Source organism: Rhodoferax sp. (assembly GCF_028689305.1).
GTDB lineage: Bacteria > Pseudomonadota > Gammaproteobacteria > Burkholderiales > Burkholderiaceae_C > Rhodoferax.
The window spans coordinates 1-15,676 of sequence record NZ_JAQTWM010000025.1; the positions used below are offsets into that span (position 1 = coordinate 1).

A 15,676-nucleotide genomic window follows, 5' to 3' on the forward strand; every position below is an offset into this window, starting at 1 on the left:
GCGGACTCCACGGTTTCACACGAACGGTCAAACACGCGCATGTAACTCACCGGGCCCGAGGCGCTGCTCTGGGTGCTGCCGACCCAAGCGCCACGCGGGCGGATGCGCGAAAAGTCGTACCCTACGCCGCCGCCGCGGCGCATGGTTTCAGCGGCTTCGGTCAGGGCGGTGTAGATACCGGGGTGCCCGTCTTCGATCTGGGCGATGGAGTCGCCCACTGGCTGCACAAAACAATTGATCAGGGTGGCGGACAAATTGGTGCCAGCGGCAGACTGGATGCGTCCGGCGGGCAGGAACCCGGCTTGCAGGGCGGCCAGAAACCTGGCTTCCCAGGTCTTTTGCACGTCAGCCTGCTCGACACTGGCCAAGGCCCGGGCAACCCGTTGGTTCACGTCCAATACAGTTTTTTCGGTGCCCTTGCTGTACTTTTCGATCAGCACTTCCTCGCTGATGGGCTGGGGTGCCAATGACGTGACTTTCTGGATGGATTCCGGGGCTTTGGGGGTCATGGTGGTCTCTTTTGAAAAAGTGTGGCGATGCTAGATGGGTGATTTGGCCAAATCTTTGATCTGCTGCAATAGGTGTGCAATTAAACCAGCTTTAAACACTATATGTGGGGCTAAGTTGTTAAAAAATGTCTACCTATAGCGTTCGATATGGTCCTCGCTGAAGATCGTTTTCGCCCGCAAAGCAGTGCCCATGGGCATGTTGCGCTTCACTTTTTGAATCGGACCGGCACAACTTGACCCAGGTTAAGGTTGCGGCAGGCACTTCTTCTGACAATGGCGGCATGTCTTCCATCAAAACCGAATCACTCCCCCTTTTTTCTGACGCCGGGGCGGCCATCAACCAGCCGCAAGGCTGGCCATTCCTGCGCCTGGGTTTTCGCCCGTTTTATGTGGCCGGTGCCCTGGCGGCGGCGCTGCTGGTGCCGCTTTGGCTGGTGCTGTTTCTGGGCGCTACACCATTTACTCCGGCGGTACCGGCCTTGTTGTGGCATGCGCACGAGATGCTGTTTGGCTTCGCCGTGGCGGTCATCATCGGCTTTTTAATGACCGCTGGCAAGAATTGGACCGGTCTGGCCACCCCGCGTGGCCCGTTGTTGGGCGCACTGGCGCTTCTGTGGCTGGCAGCCCGGCTGGCGGCGCTGGGCAGTTCGGCCCTGCTGTATGCCTTGCTGGATGTGGCGTTGTTGCCGCTGGTGGCCTTGATCTTTACCCGCCTGTTATGGCGCGCCAAAAACCGCCGGAATCTGCCATTGGCAGGCATTCTGATGGCCCTGGCTACAGCCAACGCGGTGTTCCATCTGGCGGCGGCCGGCATGCTGGCTGTGTCTGCGCTGGTACCTCTGTATGCCGGCCTGGCCCTGATCATCATGATCGAATGCGTGATAGCCGGGCGTGTCATTCCGGCGTTCACCATGGCGGCCAATCCGGGGCTTCGCCTGGAGGCCTCCAGCACGGTCGAGCGCTGGACGCTGGGCCTGAGCGCGCTGGGTTTGTTGCTGTGGGTGGTTTTCCCAGCGAGCTGGTTCAGCGCCGGCGCGCTGCTGGCAGCCAGCGGGCTGCACGGTCGGCGGCTTGGTGGCTGGCAACCCGGCAAAGCGCGGGGTCGACCCATTTTGTGGATCTTGCACGCCGCCTACGCCTGGATTCCCGTCGGGTTGTTTCTGCTGGCATTGGCGCAAATGGGCTGGGTGGCAGCCACGGTGGGGATTCACGCGCTGGCGTTGGGGGCCACCGGCGGGTTGATCATCGGCATGATGACTCGCACCGCGCGTGGGCACACGGGTCGCCCATTGGCGGTATCGCGCACCGAAGTGCTGGCCTATGGCCTGGTGATGTTGGCGGCGTTGGTTCGCGTTGGCGCGTCACTGTTGCCGACGCCGTTGTATCCAGGCTTGCTGGTGCTGGCTGCAACCGCCTGGAGCTTGGCGTTTGCCATCTACTTGTGGCAATACACCCCCTGGCTGATGCAGACCCGGCTGGATGGCAAGGACGGCTGAGTCCGCTGTTTCATAAGTAAAATTGGCCTCTAGCCCGGATAATATATGCCTGTATAGCTATCAAATATATAGTGTTCATTGGCGATGATCGGCACCAGATCTGCCAAGCAGACGCAGGGTTTGGCAACGGTACTTTGTCTCCTGGTGTTGCCGCGCCGCCATCAGGCCGGCACCTGTGCCAAGGCCGTTTGCAGCATGTTGATGAACACCCGTGTTTTGGCTGGCATCAGCCGGCGCTCCGGGAAGACCGCCCAGGCGGTATCACTGGGCAAACACCAGTCCGCCAACACCCGCCGCAGCGTTCCGCGGCGAACCTCCGGTGCGGCAAAGTAATCGGGCACGGCGGCAATGCCGGCACCGGCGCAAGCCAGTTTGATCAACAACTCGGGCGAATTGGCGCTGGCGCGGCCAGGTGCCAGACCTTGCCAATGGGTGTCACCTTGTACCAGCGACCAACTGGCTGGCACGTCATTGCCCTGCAGCATCCTGATGGCCTCAAACCTGGCCAAGTCATCAGGCACCCCGGGTTCACCATGGTCGGCCAGGTAACTGGGCGCTGCATACAGCCCGATCGGGAACACCGCCAGTTTGCGCGCCACCAGCATGGCATCGTCGGGCAAGGCACCCAGGCGCACTGCCACATCAAACCCCTCACCCAGCAGGTCCACCCGGCGTGGCGACAAATCCAGCGCCAGCTCGATGGCCGGATACAAGGCCACGAACGCTGCCAGCGTGTCGGCCAGCAGCAGATTGGCAAAATCACTCGGCATGGAAACCCGCAAGCGTCCGCTGGGGGTGGCCTGACGGCGCTCGCGCAGGGCGGTGACGGCTTGCACCTCTGCGGCCACCTGGCGTGCGTGCTCCAGCAATTGCAGGCCAAACTCAGTCAGCGTCTGGCGTCGGGTGGTGCGCAACAGCAGTTTTTCGCCAAGTTGCTGCTCCAGGGCCGCCAGCCGGCGTGACACGGTTGACTTGGGTAAACCGGACTTTTCCGCTGCCCGGCTGAAACTGCCCAACTCGGCCACACGGGCAAAAATGAGCAAGTCGTTCGGGTCAACCGGGATTTGAAGGGATGATTGTTCCATTTTAAGAACAATGTTATCCAGTTTTGGTAATTTTCAAATAGATTGTTGTGGAATAGAGTTCATCCATCGCGATTTTTTATTCAACCCATTGCTGAAAAGGAGCCCATCATGTCCACCTCCCTTCAAAACGACCCCACCGTGGCCCTGTCTCGCACAGTGGAGCGGCTGGTTGCCGGCCAAGCGACCTCGGACGGCGCCGGCGTCAAGCTCACCCGGGTACTGACACACCAGCTGCAGCATCGGCTCGACCCCTTTTTGATGCTGGATGCGTTTGGCAGCGACAGGCCCGATGACTACATTGCCGGTTTTCCTGACCATCCACACCGTGGTTTTGAAACTGTGACCTACATGATTGCCGGGCGCATGCTGCACCGCGACAGCGCTGGGCATGAAGGCCTGCTGGAAAACGGCGGTGTCCAGTGGATGACGGCGGGCAAGGGGGTCATCCACTCAGAAATCCCGCAGCAGGAAGAAGGTGTGATGGAGGGTTTTCAACTCTGGCTCAATCTGCCTGGGCGCGACAAGATGGTCAAGCCCTGGTACCAGGACTTCAAGGCCGATGAACTCCCGAAGCTGGTGACAGCGCAGGGGGTGAGCGTGACCGTGATTGCAGGTGAAGCCCGTGGTGTGACCGGTGCTGTGACGCGTGATGCCACGCAGCCCCTGTATCTGGATATCCACCTGCCCGCGGGTGCACGGTTTGCTCAAACACTGGCGGCGGGGCACAACGCGTTTGTGTATGTGTATCGGGGTGAAGTCAGCATCGCCGGCCAGGCGGTTCCGGTACAGCGCATGGCCATCCTGGCCAATGAGGCGCAGGCTGACGGTGTGGTGATCGAGGCCGGTGTGGAGGCCCGGGTGCTGCTGGTTGCCGGCAAGCCGCTGAAAGAGCCGATTGTTCAGTACGGCCCCTTTGTGATGAACTCGCAGGACGAGATTTATCAGGCCCTGAGTGACTTCCGTGATGGGCGGCTGGGTGAAACGGCCCGTTGATCTGTCAAGACGCGGCCGGTGCCGGCCGCGACAACCGGACCTGAGCTGACGGGGTGTAATATGGCTCAGGCGGCATGGCCCCTGCGGCGCATCAGGCCTGGTCCGGTGCCCTGGGGCCACTGGCCGCCGGAGAGAAAAAGAGGTGACCTTTGCAGCACACGCCAGGTTCTTTCAGCGATGTATCGGTCGGGTCGGATGGCCCGCCGGGTGCTGTTTTCCTGCTGCAACAAGTGTCCAAGGTCTATCGCATGGGCGAATCCGAAGTCCATGCGCTGTGCGACATCAACCTTGAACTTTTTCCCGGCGAATTCGTGGTGCTGCTGGGGGCCTCTGGCAGTGGCAAATCAACCTTGTTGAACATTCTGGGCGGTTTGGACCGGCCGACCTCGGGTGAAGTGCATTACCGTGACCATGACCTGACTGCTGCGCCGGCGGCAGAGCTGACACGTTTTCGCCGTGAGCACGTTGGTTTTGTGTTCCAGTTCTACAACCTGATTCCCAGTCTCACGGCCTTTGAAAACGTGGCCCTGGTGACTGAGATTGCCGATGCCCCCATGAATGCCGATGAGGCACTGGCACTGGTGGACATGGCCGAGCGGCGAGATCACTTTCCTTCGCAGCTCTCCGGTGGTGAACAGCAGCGTGTGGCGATTGCCCGCGCTGTGGCCAAGCGGCCCGATGTGCTGCTGTGTGACGAACCCACCGGCGCGTTGGACTACGCCACCGGCAAGCTGGTGCTGTCGGTGCTGCAGCGCGTCAACCAGGAACTGGGCACGATCACCGTGGTCATCACCCACAATGCCGCCATCGCGGCGCTGGCCGATCGGGTGATCCGTATCAGCAGCGGCCGTATTGTGGACATCCAGCGCAACGCCACCAAGGTGACGCCGGACGAGATCTCATGGTGACCATGCTCAACCGCATGTTGTGGCGCGACCTCTGGCACCTGCGTGGCCAAGTTGTGGCGGCGGCACTGGTGGTGGCCTGTGGCATTGCGATCCTGGTGGCGACACAGGGTACCTACCGGTCCTTGCTGATGGCGCGGGATGACTATTACCTGACCCATCGCCTGGCCGACGTCTTTGCCCACCTCAAACGGGCGCCCGAAGCGCTGGCCGAAGAGGTACGGCAGTTGCCGGGTGTGGCCCAAGTGCGTACCCGCATTGTGGTTGACGTTTCGGTGGATGTGCCGGGCCTGACCGAGCCCGCCGTCGCCCGGCTGGTGTCGGTGCCGGGCGAACGCACGTCCATGCTCAACGACCTGCAGATCGTGCGTGGCCGTTACATCGACGCTGGGGCGACGGACCAGGTCCTGATCAGCGAGGCATTTGCCAAGGCCAACCAGCTTGACGTGGGCCACAAGCTGGGCGCCTTGCTGCATGGGCGCTGGAAAGAGCTGGTGATTGTTGGCATTGCCCTGTCTCCCGAGTTTGTTTATGAAGTAGGCAGCGGCATGTTGTTCCCGGACAACCAACGCTTTGGTGTCATGTGGATGGACCGGCAGGCCCTGGCCCCTGCATTCGACATGCAGGGGGCGTTCAACGATCTGGCGCTGTCGCTGGCCGCCGGCGCCAGCGAGCGTGAGGTGGTGGCGGCGCTGGACACCCTGCTGCGGCGTTATGGAGGCCTGAGTGCCTATGGTCGCGCCGAGCAGTTGTCACACCGTTTCCTGACCGATGAACTGGGTGAGCTTGAGGTCATGACCACCACCATCCCAAGCCTGTTCCTGGCGGTGTCCGCCTTCCTGCTGTACGTGGTGTTGTCCCGCCTGATTGCCACCCAGCGCACGCAGATTGGTCTGCTCAAGGCCTTTGGTTACACCGACCTGCGTGTCGGGCTGCATTACCTCTACCTGGCGCTGGCCACGGTGCTGATGGGCTTGGTGCTGGCCTTGCCGCTGGGCATTGTCCTGGGGGGGCTGTTTGTGGATGTCTATCGTGATTATTTCCACTTTCCGCGCCTGCGGCTGCTGGTGGACCCGGGCCTGCTGTTGATGGCCAGCATCGTCAGTCTGGCAGCGGGGAGTGTGGGGGCCTTGGTGGCGGTGCGCCGGGCGGTTGGGCTGGCGCAAGCCGAGGCCATGCGGCCCGAGCCGCCGGCGGCGTTTCATGCCGGTGCACCCGCCCTGGGCGGATGGGTGAGCCGGCTGCCGGCCTCGCTGCGCATGATCCTGCGTCATCTGGTGCGCCGGCCGTGGCGGGCGTTGCTGTCGGTGCTGGGGATGGCCTTTGCCATCGGCCTGATGGTGGTGGGACGTTTTGCCATCGATGCCCCCAACCACATGCTGGCGGTCCAGTTCAACGAGGTACAGCGCGATGATGTCACCGTGCTCTACAACGAACCCCGCGGACCGGCAGCGGGCATGGCCCTGGCCAAGATGGACGGCGTGATTCAGGCCGAGCCGTTTCGGTTGCTGCCGGCCTGGCTGCGCCACGGGCATCGAAGCAAACGCATCGACGTGACGGGGTTAGTGTCCGGCCACGAGCTGCGGCGCCTGCTGGATGCGCAGCTGCGGCCGGTTGAGTTGCCGCCGCAAGGGCTGGTGCTGACGAAAAAACTGGCGCAGATGCTGGATCTGGCACCGGGTGATCTGGTCACGATGGAGGTGCTGGAAGGCACCCGCCCGGTGCTGCAAGTGCCGGTGGTGGGGCTGGTGGATGAAATGCTGGGTCTGGGCGCTTACATGGATGCGTTCGCGCTGGCACGCCTGCTTGGGGAAGAAAACACCAGCTCGGGTGCCTACCTGCGTATCCAGGCCGACGCGGCACCCGGGCTTTATGCCCGCCTGAAGCGCATGCCGGTGGTGGCCGGGGTGGCAGCACGGGCAGCCGTGCAGCGGAGCATGCGCGAGACGATGGACCGGGCGTTCTTTTTTTTCAGCGCGGTGCTGGTGCTGTTTTCGTGTGTGATCATTGCTGGCATGGTCTACAACAGTGCGCGCATCGCCTTGTCGGAGCGGGGCAACGAACTGGCCAGTCTGGCCGTGCTGGGTTTCACCCAGCGTGAGGTGAGCTTTCTGCTGCTGGGGGAGCAGGTGCTGCTGCTGTTGGCCGCGATGCCGGTCGGCCTGGGGTTGGGGTATGGTTTGTGCGCCTTGCTGGTGCCGATGTTTGACCGCGAGCTGTTTCGGGTGCCGCTGGTGATCGGGGCGTGGTCCTACTTCTACCCGGTGTTGGCAGCGGCGGTGGCCTCGGGTCTGTCCGGCCTGCTGGTGGCGCGAAGAATCCGCAGCCTGGACCTCATCGCGGTGCTCAAGACGCGTGAATGACATGGAGTAGCGCATGGTTTCAAAACGAATTCTTTGGACCGCCCTTGGCGTGATCGTGGTGGCTGCCGTGATCTACGGCCTGTTGCCGGACCCGCTGGAGGTGGATACCGCTGAGGTGCAGGTCGGCGCGATGCAGGTCACGGTGGATGACCAGGGTGAAACACGCAGTCATGACCGCTTTGTGCTGTCGGCACCTGTGGCTGGACGGCTGTTGCGCATTGAGCTGCACGATGGTGATGCGGTGGCCGAAAACCAGTTGCTGGCCCAAATTGCGCCGTTGCCGCTGTCCCGGCGCGAGCACGGCGAGATCACGGCGCGTGTGGCGTCGGCCGAGGCGGTGGCACGCGAGGCCGAACAGCGTGTGCAACGTGCGGACGCGGACTGGGCGCAGGCACGGCGCGAGTTGACGCGGGTGAGCCGACTGGTCCAGGATGGTTTCGTCGCGCCGCAGGCGGCCGAGCAGGCGCGCAATCTGGAGGTCACTGCGGCCAGTGAACTGGAGGCCGCGCGTTTTCGCGTCCGGGCGGCGGCGGCTGATGTGAAGGTTGCCAAGGCAGGCCTGAGCGCCATGGGGCCGACGGGTCGTGGCGCGGGCGGGTTGGTGCCTGTGCTTGCGCCGATGGCGGGGCGGGTGCTGCGTGTTCCCGACCCGAGTGAACGGGTGGTCGCCGCTGGCACGCCCTTGCTGACGATCGGCAACCTGGGGGGGCTGGAAATCGTGGTTGAAATGTTGTCCTCCGAGGCGGTCAAGGTTGCGCCCGGCATGCCGGTGTTGATTGACGGTTGGGGCGGGGATCGGGTGCTGCGCGCCAAGGTGCGCCGGGTGGAGTCCTACGCTGTGACCAAGGTCTCGGCGCTGGGCATCGAGGAAAAACGTGTCAATGTCATCGCGGATTTTGTCGATCCGCCCGGGCCGATGGGAGACGGCTTTCGGGTGACCGCGCGCATTGTCATCTGGCAGGCCGACAAGGTGCTGAAGGTGCCGGCAAGCGCACTGTTTCGTTGCGGCCAAGCGTGGTGTGTTTTTGTGATGGAGTCAGGGCATGCCCGGCGGCGTCAGATAGAGGTAGGCCATCGCAACCTGATTGAGGCTGAGGTCTTGCACGGACTCATCGCCGGGGCGCAGGTGATTCGTTACCCGGGTAATGAGGTCAACGACGGCCTGCGGGTGCAGCAGCGCGAGCGGCTTTGAGGTGCCGCGAGTGGGGGCAGCTGTTTGTCCAGCCGGGGCATCCATCGCCAAACGCAGATCGCCAGCCTGTTGATTTTGATCAACTGTTTGTCGCTGTGGTGTGAGTAAGATGCGCGGCCATATGTTTCAATTTGTATTCCCAGTTGTCTATACCAGCCAGGCAGAGGTGCGCAAACGATGACACTGCTGCGGCCATTGCATGACAGGGTGACTGGCTCACCCATCGGGGCACGCGCTGCAGAGGCACCTGCTGATGCGGGCCATAGGGCTCAACCAACCCTCCAGCAATCAGTTTGGTTATGAAGGATCTGAGTCTGGTCAACAGTGCCATTGATTTTGTCGCGGAGTTCTTCCAGACAACGCTGCAAACGAACCAACTCTCCACTGCCGCTCGCCTGACATTTGCCCGCCTGCAAATCCCGGTGCTGCGTGAAGCCATCGCCACGCCCCAGGCATTTGTTGCCCGAACCCATCCGGCGCTGGCCTTGATTGCCCACATGGGCAGTTGTGCCGCCGGTTTTGAGGGCGACATCATTCCTGGCGAAGAACTTGAGAAGGTGATCAACGACACCGTGCTGTTCATTGAGCAGTCGCCGCACCGGGGCACCGCGCTGTTTGAGCTGGCCCACCAAAAATTCAACGAATTGCTGCCGGGGACAGGCGTTCACCATGACATCCCGGACAAGGTCGTTCCCGAGACCCGCCATGAAAAGCGTCACAAGACCAGCATCGTCTACCACACGAATTTGATCCATTCCATGCTCAAGGGCCTGACGGTACGGCCTGAGATCAGCAGTTTCCTCTTCAACGTCTGGGCGGAAGTTTTGACCGAGGCCACCGGCTTTCATGGTCATCATCAAGAGACACAGGCGTTGACCAAAGTGGTCACCGACCTGATTTGGGCCTCCGGCGCGAAGAAATCCCGGCGCAGCCGTTCTCGGACCATCAAGGAAGTGCCGAAACTGCTGCAGAAAATTCGTTCTGGTATGAACCTGCTGGGCCTGCCAGCCCAGACGCAGGACACCCACATTCAGGCGATCAGCGCACCGCTGATCGATGCCTTTTTGTCTGCTGGCCCTCGTACTGCGCCGATGCCTCCTGCCACCCAGGAAAAACCGGGGCCCGCAGGCGATCACCCGTCTCAAGTGGTGCCTGCCAATGCCTTCCACGAAAAAGACATGCCTGCCGTGGAAGTCACCGAGAGTCAAACAGATTCTGTCTGGCGTTTGTTTGAAGATCATGTCAAGCGCAAGGCGACCCACCCCAAACCTGCGCAAAAACTCAAGCTCACGATCAAGCCATCCACCAGCCCGATCCCCGCACCGATCAGCAAGTACGACTGGCCACATCAATACTATTTGTAAACCAGCCGGCTGCAAGGCAGCCTTCGCGCCAGGGTGGCTTTTGCATAAAAATGGGCCTCTAGCCCGCGTATCATACGCATATTTAGCTATATAAACAATAGCAAATAATATCTTGGATGGTGTCATGCGGCTAATGTGCGCCGTAGCTCGTCAGCGCCTGGATGTTCAGGATGTGGATGTCGCGCTTGTGGATCTCGATCAGGCGGTGGTCTTCCAGCTCGTGCAACACGCGGGAGAAGTATTCGGGCGTGAGTGACAGGCGCGAGGCAACGGTGGCTTTGCTGACGGGCAGGGTGACGGTGCAGGTGTTGATGCCGGGGGCCGCGGTCAACTCGACGTCGCGCAGCAGGTAACCAATCAGACGCTGCAGGCCGTTTTGTAATGAATAACTCTCCACGTCCTGGATCAGGCGATGCAGCCGCCTGGAAATACCGGCCAGCAGGTGCCGGCAAAAACGCGGGTCACTTTCAATCTCGCTGAACACACCCTGTTTGCTGACTTCGATGAGTAACGCGTCGGTCAACGCCTGCGCGCTCAGGATGTAGGGCTTTTCCAGAAACATCAGCGCTTCGGCAAAGCTGTGCCCGGCACTGAAGATCTCGACCACTTTTTCCTGTCCCGCGGCCGACACCAGAAACAGCTTGACCTGCCCACTGGCCACCAGGTAGAACGCCTCGCAGGGTTCGCCCACGCGAAACACCATGTCACCCTTGACCAGCCGGCGGATCCGGCAGCCCTGGGCCATGCGGGCCAGTTCTTCGGGGAGCAGCGCGCTGAACAGGGGGGAACTCGCCAGAAAACCGGGCAGATCAAAATGGTCCATGGTGCTGGTCTCCGAAATGCGGCAGCAGGTTCAGCTCAGGCTGATGGCTTCACCTTGCCGGTCAAACACAATCATATTGGCCAGGGCGCCGAGCTTGATGGATGTCACCATGCGTGTCAGCGCCGTGTCGGCTTGCTGGCTGGTCGGAGCCTGGCCGGAGGTGCCGGTCAGGGTCGACACAAAGACCATTTGCCAGTCCACGGCAAATTGGGCGGATTCCTCGCGCAGGGCGGCGAAGTTGCCAAGCTCCTCGGGGGTCTTGTCCACACACAGGCCAGGCACCAGGGCGCCACCCGTGCCCGCTTCAAACTGCTGGCGCTGTTGCGGGGTGCAATCAGGCGGCAGTTCGGCGTTGGCAAACACCAGCAGCAGGCGTTGTGGCAGGTCTTGCGTGCGGGCGGCCTGCAGCAAATCGTCAAAAGTGGAGATGATCATGATGGGGTCAGGCGCGGCTTGTAGGCGGCGTCAATTTCGTTGAACAAGGGGTCAAATGGGTGTTCGGCATAGGGGCCGTTGCCGCTATGCGATGCCACCGAGGCGGGAATGAACTGGCCGCTGCTGACGTCAAAAACGTGCACCTCGCCGTCTTCAATGACGTAGTGCCAGCCGTGCAGGGTCAGCTGGCCGGCGGCTACTTGCGAATGCACCATGGGGTAACCCATGAGCCGCTCCAGCTGCAGCACCACGGCACGCTGTTCTGTGCGGCGCAGCGCCTCGGACGACACTTGCACCGGCAACGCGGCCTCACGGCCCAGTTCCAGCCAGGCGATCAGGTTTTTGGCCAAGGGGTTGACCTCTTCATACAGGGCACGGATGCCGCCGCAATGGCTGTGACCGCAGACCACAATGCGTGAAACCTGCAGGTTCAGCACGGCAAACTCGATGGCGGCTGAGGTTCCGTGGTAGCCGGCCGAGCCATCGTAGGGGGGTACAAACGCCCCGACGTTGCGGATCAGGAACAGGTCCCCCGGACCGGTACCTGTCAGCAGGTACGGCACCAGGCGTGAGTCAGAACAGCCAATGAACAAAATACTCGGGTGCTGCCCCTGCTCAATCAGCATCTGGAACTGCTCTTGCACACCTGGAAAGGTGTGGTCATGAAAGCGGCGGATGCGTTCCAGCAGTTCGTCCGGCACGGTAGCTCCGTTGGTCAGGGCCGGGTTATTGCACCAAGGGTGAAGCGGCGGTGTCCAGATCCACGCCGGTCACCACCGCGTCGGCGGCGAGCAGGCCCAGGTATTGCCGCAGTGCGGTGACATAGGCGTTCTGGCGCAAGGCCATGGCCACAGCGCCGTGAACCGACTCAAAGGGCTGGTCCTGCCCGGCCTGGCGCTCCAGCACTTCCACCACATGCAGGCCAAAACGGCTGTGCACCAGACGTGGCAACACGCCGACTTCCTTGCTGCCAAACAGTTCCCTGGCAAATTCCGGGGCGCAGTCCGAAGCGCTGAGCCAGCCCAGCTGGCCGCCTTCAGCGCCACTGGGGCAGTTGGAGAGGGTGCTGGCCGCCTGGGTGAAGATGTCGTCGCTGGCTTGGGCGTCATGGCAACGCACATGCAGCAGCGTGGTTTCGGCGCGCTGGCGCAGCAGGGCCACGTCCACCCCCTCGGTGACGGCAAACAGGATATGGCGCACGTTGACACGCTCGCCGGTGGCGTAGCTGGCGCGGTGCGCCGCATGGTGGCGCTGGCAGGCCTCCAGTGACGGCTCGGGGATGCGCAACTGGCGTTCCAGCAGCGCTTCGATGGCCTCACTGGCTGCTTCGCTGAGTACGCCGTCAGCCGAGGGCAAGTCGTCCAGTGGCAACAAGCACTGTGCCACGGCGGCTTGGCGCAGCAGTTCGGTACAGGCGCGCTGGCGCAGTTCGTCAGTGCTCAGCACCTCGTCGTCGAGGTACAAAGCGATGCCGTTGACACTGGCCTTGTCGGCAGGATTCAGGGTAGAGGCGGTGGACATGGTGGGTTCCTTAGATGCGGGCATCTGGACGGGGTGGCAGGTTGTGGCCGGTGGGCACGTTCAGGCGCCGGGCACGCACCACCTGGTAGGGGCGCACCAGATAGGCCACGGTGCCAAAACCGCTCCACACATGCACCAGCCGGGTGAACGGGAAGATGAAGAAGATGCTCATGCCCAGAAACATGTGCAGCTTGAAGACCCAGCCGGCCTCGGCCAGCAGGGCCACCGCATCGGGTTGGAAGGTCACAATCGCCTGCGCCCAGCCGGCCAGTTTCATCATCATGCTGCCGTCCAGATGCTGGCCCGACAGAGGAATGGTGGCCAGACCCAGGGCCAGCTGCAGCCACAGCAGCACCAGCAAGACGATGTCGCTGGTCTTGGAGTTGATGCGGATGCGCGGCTCACTCAGGCGGCGGTGCAGTAGCAGGGTGACACCGACAAACCCGGCCAGGCCCGCCAGACCGCCGCTGACCATGGCCATCAGCTGTTTGTTGCCGGCGCTGATGAAGTGTTCATACAAAAAGTGTGGCGTCAGCATGCCAATGGTGTGGCCGACAAACAGGAACAGCACGCCGATGTGAAACAGGTTGCTGCCCCAGCGCAGCTGGCCTGCCTTGAGCAGTTGTGACGAGTCGCTTTTCCAACTGTACTGGTCGCGGTCAAAGCGGATCAGGCTGCCGAGCAAAAAGACGGCGAAGGCGATGTACGGGTACACGCCAAACAGGAGGTGGTCGAGTGTGTTCATGGTGTGACTCCAGCAGAGGCAGCGGCTGGCTTGCGGCTGGCTGCATCGGTTTTGACAAAGTGGATCGGTTGCGTCTGGTCCGGCTTGCTCTGGCCCTTGACCGAACAGCCGTCAAATACCACGGGTTCTTCCCAGGCGCTGTCCAGCGGCTCGTCCGGGATCAGCTTGACCGGGTGGGCTTTTTCGCCGCTGAGTTCCAGCAGCGCACCCAGCACGCTGGCATAAGCGCTGTTGCGCTGCTGCAGGGCATGGAAGATGGCATTGAAGATGTGCGCCATCTCGCCCAGAAAGGCGCGGGCTTCTGCGGGGGGCTGGGTCGAGACAAATTCCAGCACCACCGGCAGGTAGTCGGGCAATTCGCCCTCGGCCAGAAACAGGCCCGCCTTCTCGTAGGTTTGGGCCAGGTCGATCATGGCCGGGCCACGGTCACGCGAATCCCCATGCACGTGTTCAAACAGGTGCAGGGCAGTGGCACGACCGCGGTCAAACAGGTCTACATACTCGGCCTCGTGGGCAAGGCTGTCGCCGTGCGCCAGTGTGTTCATCAGCGCGGTGAGTTCGGCCCGGCGGGCTGCGGACAGGACGTGTTCGGACTGCAGGGCGGCGTGCATGTCAGCCAGGTCGGCACGAAGTTGTCCGTCCGGGTACGACAACAGGCGGGCTAACACCCGCAAGCTGCGCGCGGCACCAGTGATATTGGAAGAAAAAAGTGCCATGGCTCAGACCTCCGCCTTGATCGGGATGGTGCGCCGCTTTGAGCCACCAAACAGGCTGGCTTCACTGGCCCCATCCGAGCAACCATTGCCAAAGCTGAAGCCGCAACCGCCGCGCACATCAAACGTGTTCTCGGCGTATTCGCGGTGGGTGCTGGGAATGACAAAGCGGTCTTCGTAATTGGCAATGGCCATCACCTGGTACATCTCTTCAACCTCTGCCGGGCGCATCTGCACCTGCTGCAAGGCAGCCAGATTGGGCTGGCCGTCCACATGTTTGCCACGCTGGTAAGCACGCATGGCCAGCATGCGCTCCAGCGCGCGTTCTACCGGCATGGTGTCGCCAGCGGTCAGCAAATTGGCCAGGTATTTGACCGGGATGCGCAACTGCTTGACATCGGGGATCTCGCCGTTGATGCCGATCTGGCCAGCGTTGGCCGCGGCACTGATGGGGGACAGCGGTGGCACATACCAGACCATCGGCAGCGTGCGGTACTCGGGGTGCAAGGGCAGGGCGACTTTCCATTGCACCGCCATCTTGTAGACCGGGCTGTTGCGGGCGGCTTCCATCCATTTGTCGGGAATGCCGTCGATGCGGGCTTGCTCGATCACTTTCGGGTCGTTCGGGTCCAGGAAGATGTCGAGCTGGGCCTGGTACAGGTCGCGGTCATGCTCCACGCTGGCGGCTTCCTGGATGCGGTCTGCGTCGTACAGCAACACGCCCAGGTAACGGATGCGGCCCACACAGGTTTCACTGCACACCGTGGGCTGCCCCGCTTCAATGCGTGGGTAGCAGAAGATGCATTTTTCTGCCTTGCCACTCTTCCAGTTGTAGTAAATCTTCTTGTACGGGCAGCCGCTGATGCACATGCGCCAGCCCCGGCACTTGTCCTGATCAATCAGCACAATGCCGTCTTCTTCACGCTTGTAGATTGAGCCGGACGGGCACGATGCCACACACGCCGGGTTCAGGCAGTGTTCACACAGGCGCGGCAGGTACATCATGAAGGTGTTCTCGAACTGGCCGTAGATGTCTTTCTGGATGTCCTCGAAGTTCTGGTCCTTGCTGCGTTTGGAGAATTCACCCCCCAGAATCTCTTCCCAGTTCGGCCCCCAGACAATCTTCTCCATGCGTTTGCCGGTGATCAGGCTGCGCGGGCGCGCCGTGGGGGCCGCCTTGGACTCAGGCGCGCTTTGCAGGTGCGCGTAGTCGTAGGTGAACGGCTCGTAGTAGTCGTCAATCTGCGGCAGGTTCGGGTTGGCGAAGATGCGCATCAGCAGCTTCCACTTGGCGCCCTGGCGCGGCTCGATCTGGCCATTGCTCTTGCGAACCCAGCCGCCGTTCCACTTGTCCTGGTTTTCCCATTCCTTGGGGTAGCCAATGCCGGGTTTGGTTTCCACATTGTTGAACCAGGCGTATTCCATGCCGGGGCGGCTGGTCCAGACATTTTTGCAGGTGACGGAGCAAGTGTGGCAACCAATACATTTGTCCAGGTTGAGCACCATGCCAATTTGAGCGCGGATTTTCATGT

The 15,676-nt window shown here is 61.8% G+C and carries 15 protein-coding genes; 6 read left to right on the top strand and 9 right to left on the bottom strand.

Annotated features, from left to right (window positions below; translation table 11 throughout):
- Positions 1 to 509 (bottom strand): ribonucleotide reductase N-terminal alpha domain-containing protein (locus PHW99_RS07395; RefSeq protein WP_366913151.1); only part of this gene is annotated, 509 nt, incomplete at its 3' end.
- A 281-nt stretch (positions 510 to 790) separates the two neighbouring features.
- On the opposite strand from PHW99_RS07395, the gene PHW99_RS07400 reads away from it, so the two are divergent.
- Positions 791 to 2,005, top strand: coding sequence for an NnrS family protein (locus PHW99_RS07400; protein ID WP_366913153.1), 1,215 nt, complete (start codon positions 791 to 793; stop codon positions 2,003 to 2,005).
- A gap of 161 nt (positions 2,006 to 2,166) precedes the next feature.
- On the opposite strand, the gene PHW99_RS07405 is transcribed toward PHW99_RS07400, so the two are convergent.
- Positions 2,167 to 3,090 carry a LysR family transcriptional regulator gene (locus tag PHW99_RS07405; RefSeq protein ID WP_300175260.1) on the bottom strand — a complete coding sequence of 308 codons (924 nt, stop codon included), beginning with the start codon at positions 3,088 to 3,090 and terminating at the stop codon, positions 2,167 to 2,169.
- A gap of 108 nt (positions 3,091 to 3,198) precedes the next feature.
- On the opposite strand from PHW99_RS07405, the gene PHW99_RS07410 reads away from it, so the two are divergent.
- The 5 genes from PHW99_RS07410 to PHW99_RS07430 all read left to right on the top strand — a co-directional run bounded on the left by PHW99_RS07410 (position 3,199) and on the right by PHW99_RS07430 (position 9,907).
- Positions 3,199 to 4,083, top strand: coding sequence for a pirin family protein (locus tag PHW99_RS07410; RefSeq protein ID WP_300175262.1), 885 nt, complete (start codon positions 3,199 to 3,201; stop codon positions 4,081 to 4,083).
- Between the two features lie 248 nt (positions 4,084 to 4,331).
- Entirely contained in the window at positions 4,332 to 4,991 is a 660-nt protein-coding gene (locus PHW99_RS07415) for an ABC transporter ATP-binding protein (RefSeq protein WP_300175328.1), read from the top strand.
- Positions 4,985 to 7,351: an ABC transporter permease gene (locus PHW99_RS07420; protein WP_300175264.1), complete on the top strand. Its 2,367-nt coding sequence runs from the start codon at positions 4,985 to 4,987 to the stop codon at positions 7,349 to 7,351. Before PHW99_RS07415 ends, PHW99_RS07420 begins: the two co-directional genes overlap by 7 nt.
- Positions 7,352 to 7,364: 13 nt before the next feature.
- A complete protein-coding gene (locus PHW99_RS07425) occupies positions 7,365 to 8,543 on the top strand; it encodes an efflux RND transporter periplasmic adaptor subunit (protein WP_300175266.1) in 1,179 nt (392 codons plus the stop codon).
- A 299-nt stretch (positions 8,544 to 8,842) separates the two neighbouring features.
- Positions 8,843 to 9,907 (top strand): DUF1631 family protein, encoded by a 1,065-nt coding sequence (locus PHW99_RS07430; RefSeq protein ID WP_300175268.1) that lies wholly within the window; start codon positions 8,843 to 8,845, stop codon positions 9,905 to 9,907.
- 130 nt (positions 9,908 to 10,037) lie between these two features.
- On the opposite strand, the gene PHW99_RS07435 is transcribed toward PHW99_RS07430, so the two are convergent.
- From PHW99_RS07435 to narH, 7 genes are read right to left on the bottom strand one after another with little or no spacing between them, the layout of a single operon-like run.
- Positions 10,038 to 10,730: a Crp/Fnr family transcriptional regulator gene (locus tag PHW99_RS07435; RefSeq protein WP_300175270.1), complete on the bottom strand. Its 693-nt coding sequence runs from the start codon at positions 10,728 to 10,730 to the stop codon at positions 10,038 to 10,040.
- Positions 10,731 to 10,760: 30 nt separating this feature from the next.
- Positions 10,761 to 11,165, bottom strand: coding sequence for a ribonucleotide reductase subunit alpha (locus PHW99_RS07440; protein ID WP_300175272.1), 405 nt, complete (start codon positions 11,163 to 11,165; stop codon positions 10,761 to 10,763).
- Positions 11,162 to 11,866 carry a carbonic anhydrase gene (locus tag PHW99_RS07445; RefSeq protein WP_300175274.1) on the bottom strand — a complete coding sequence of 235 codons (705 nt, stop codon included), beginning with the start codon at positions 11,864 to 11,866 and terminating at the stop codon, positions 11,162 to 11,164. The genes PHW99_RS07440 and PHW99_RS07445 overlap by 4 nt, the downstream gene beginning before the upstream one ends.
- 25 nt (positions 11,867 to 11,891) lie before the next feature.
- The gene (locus PHW99_RS07450) at positions 11,892 to 12,686 is read right to left on the bottom strand and encodes a peptidylprolyl isomerase (protein ID WP_300175276.1); all 795 of its coding nucleotides are present in this window, start codon (positions 12,684 to 12,686) and stop codon (positions 11,892 to 11,894) included.
- 10 nt (positions 12,687 to 12,696) lie between these two features.
- A complete protein-coding gene (narI, locus tag PHW99_RS07455) occupies positions 12,697 to 13,431 on the bottom strand; it encodes a respiratory nitrate reductase subunit gamma (protein ID WP_300175278.1) in 735 nt (244 codons plus the stop codon).
- On the bottom strand, positions 13,428 to 14,147 hold the full coding sequence (gene narJ, locus PHW99_RS07460; RefSeq protein WP_300175280.1) for a nitrate reductase molybdenum cofactor assembly chaperone: 720 nt from the start codon (positions 14,145 to 14,147) through the stop codon (positions 13,428 to 13,430). Before narJ ends, narI begins: the two co-directional genes overlap by 4 nt.
- Positions 14,148 to 14,150: 3 nt before the next feature.
- Entirely contained in the window at positions 14,151 to 15,674 is a 1,524-nt protein-coding gene (gene narH, locus PHW99_RS07465) for a nitrate reductase subunit beta (RefSeq protein ID WP_300175282.1), read from the bottom strand.
- Between the last annotated feature and the right edge of the window lie 2 nt (positions 15,675 to 15,676).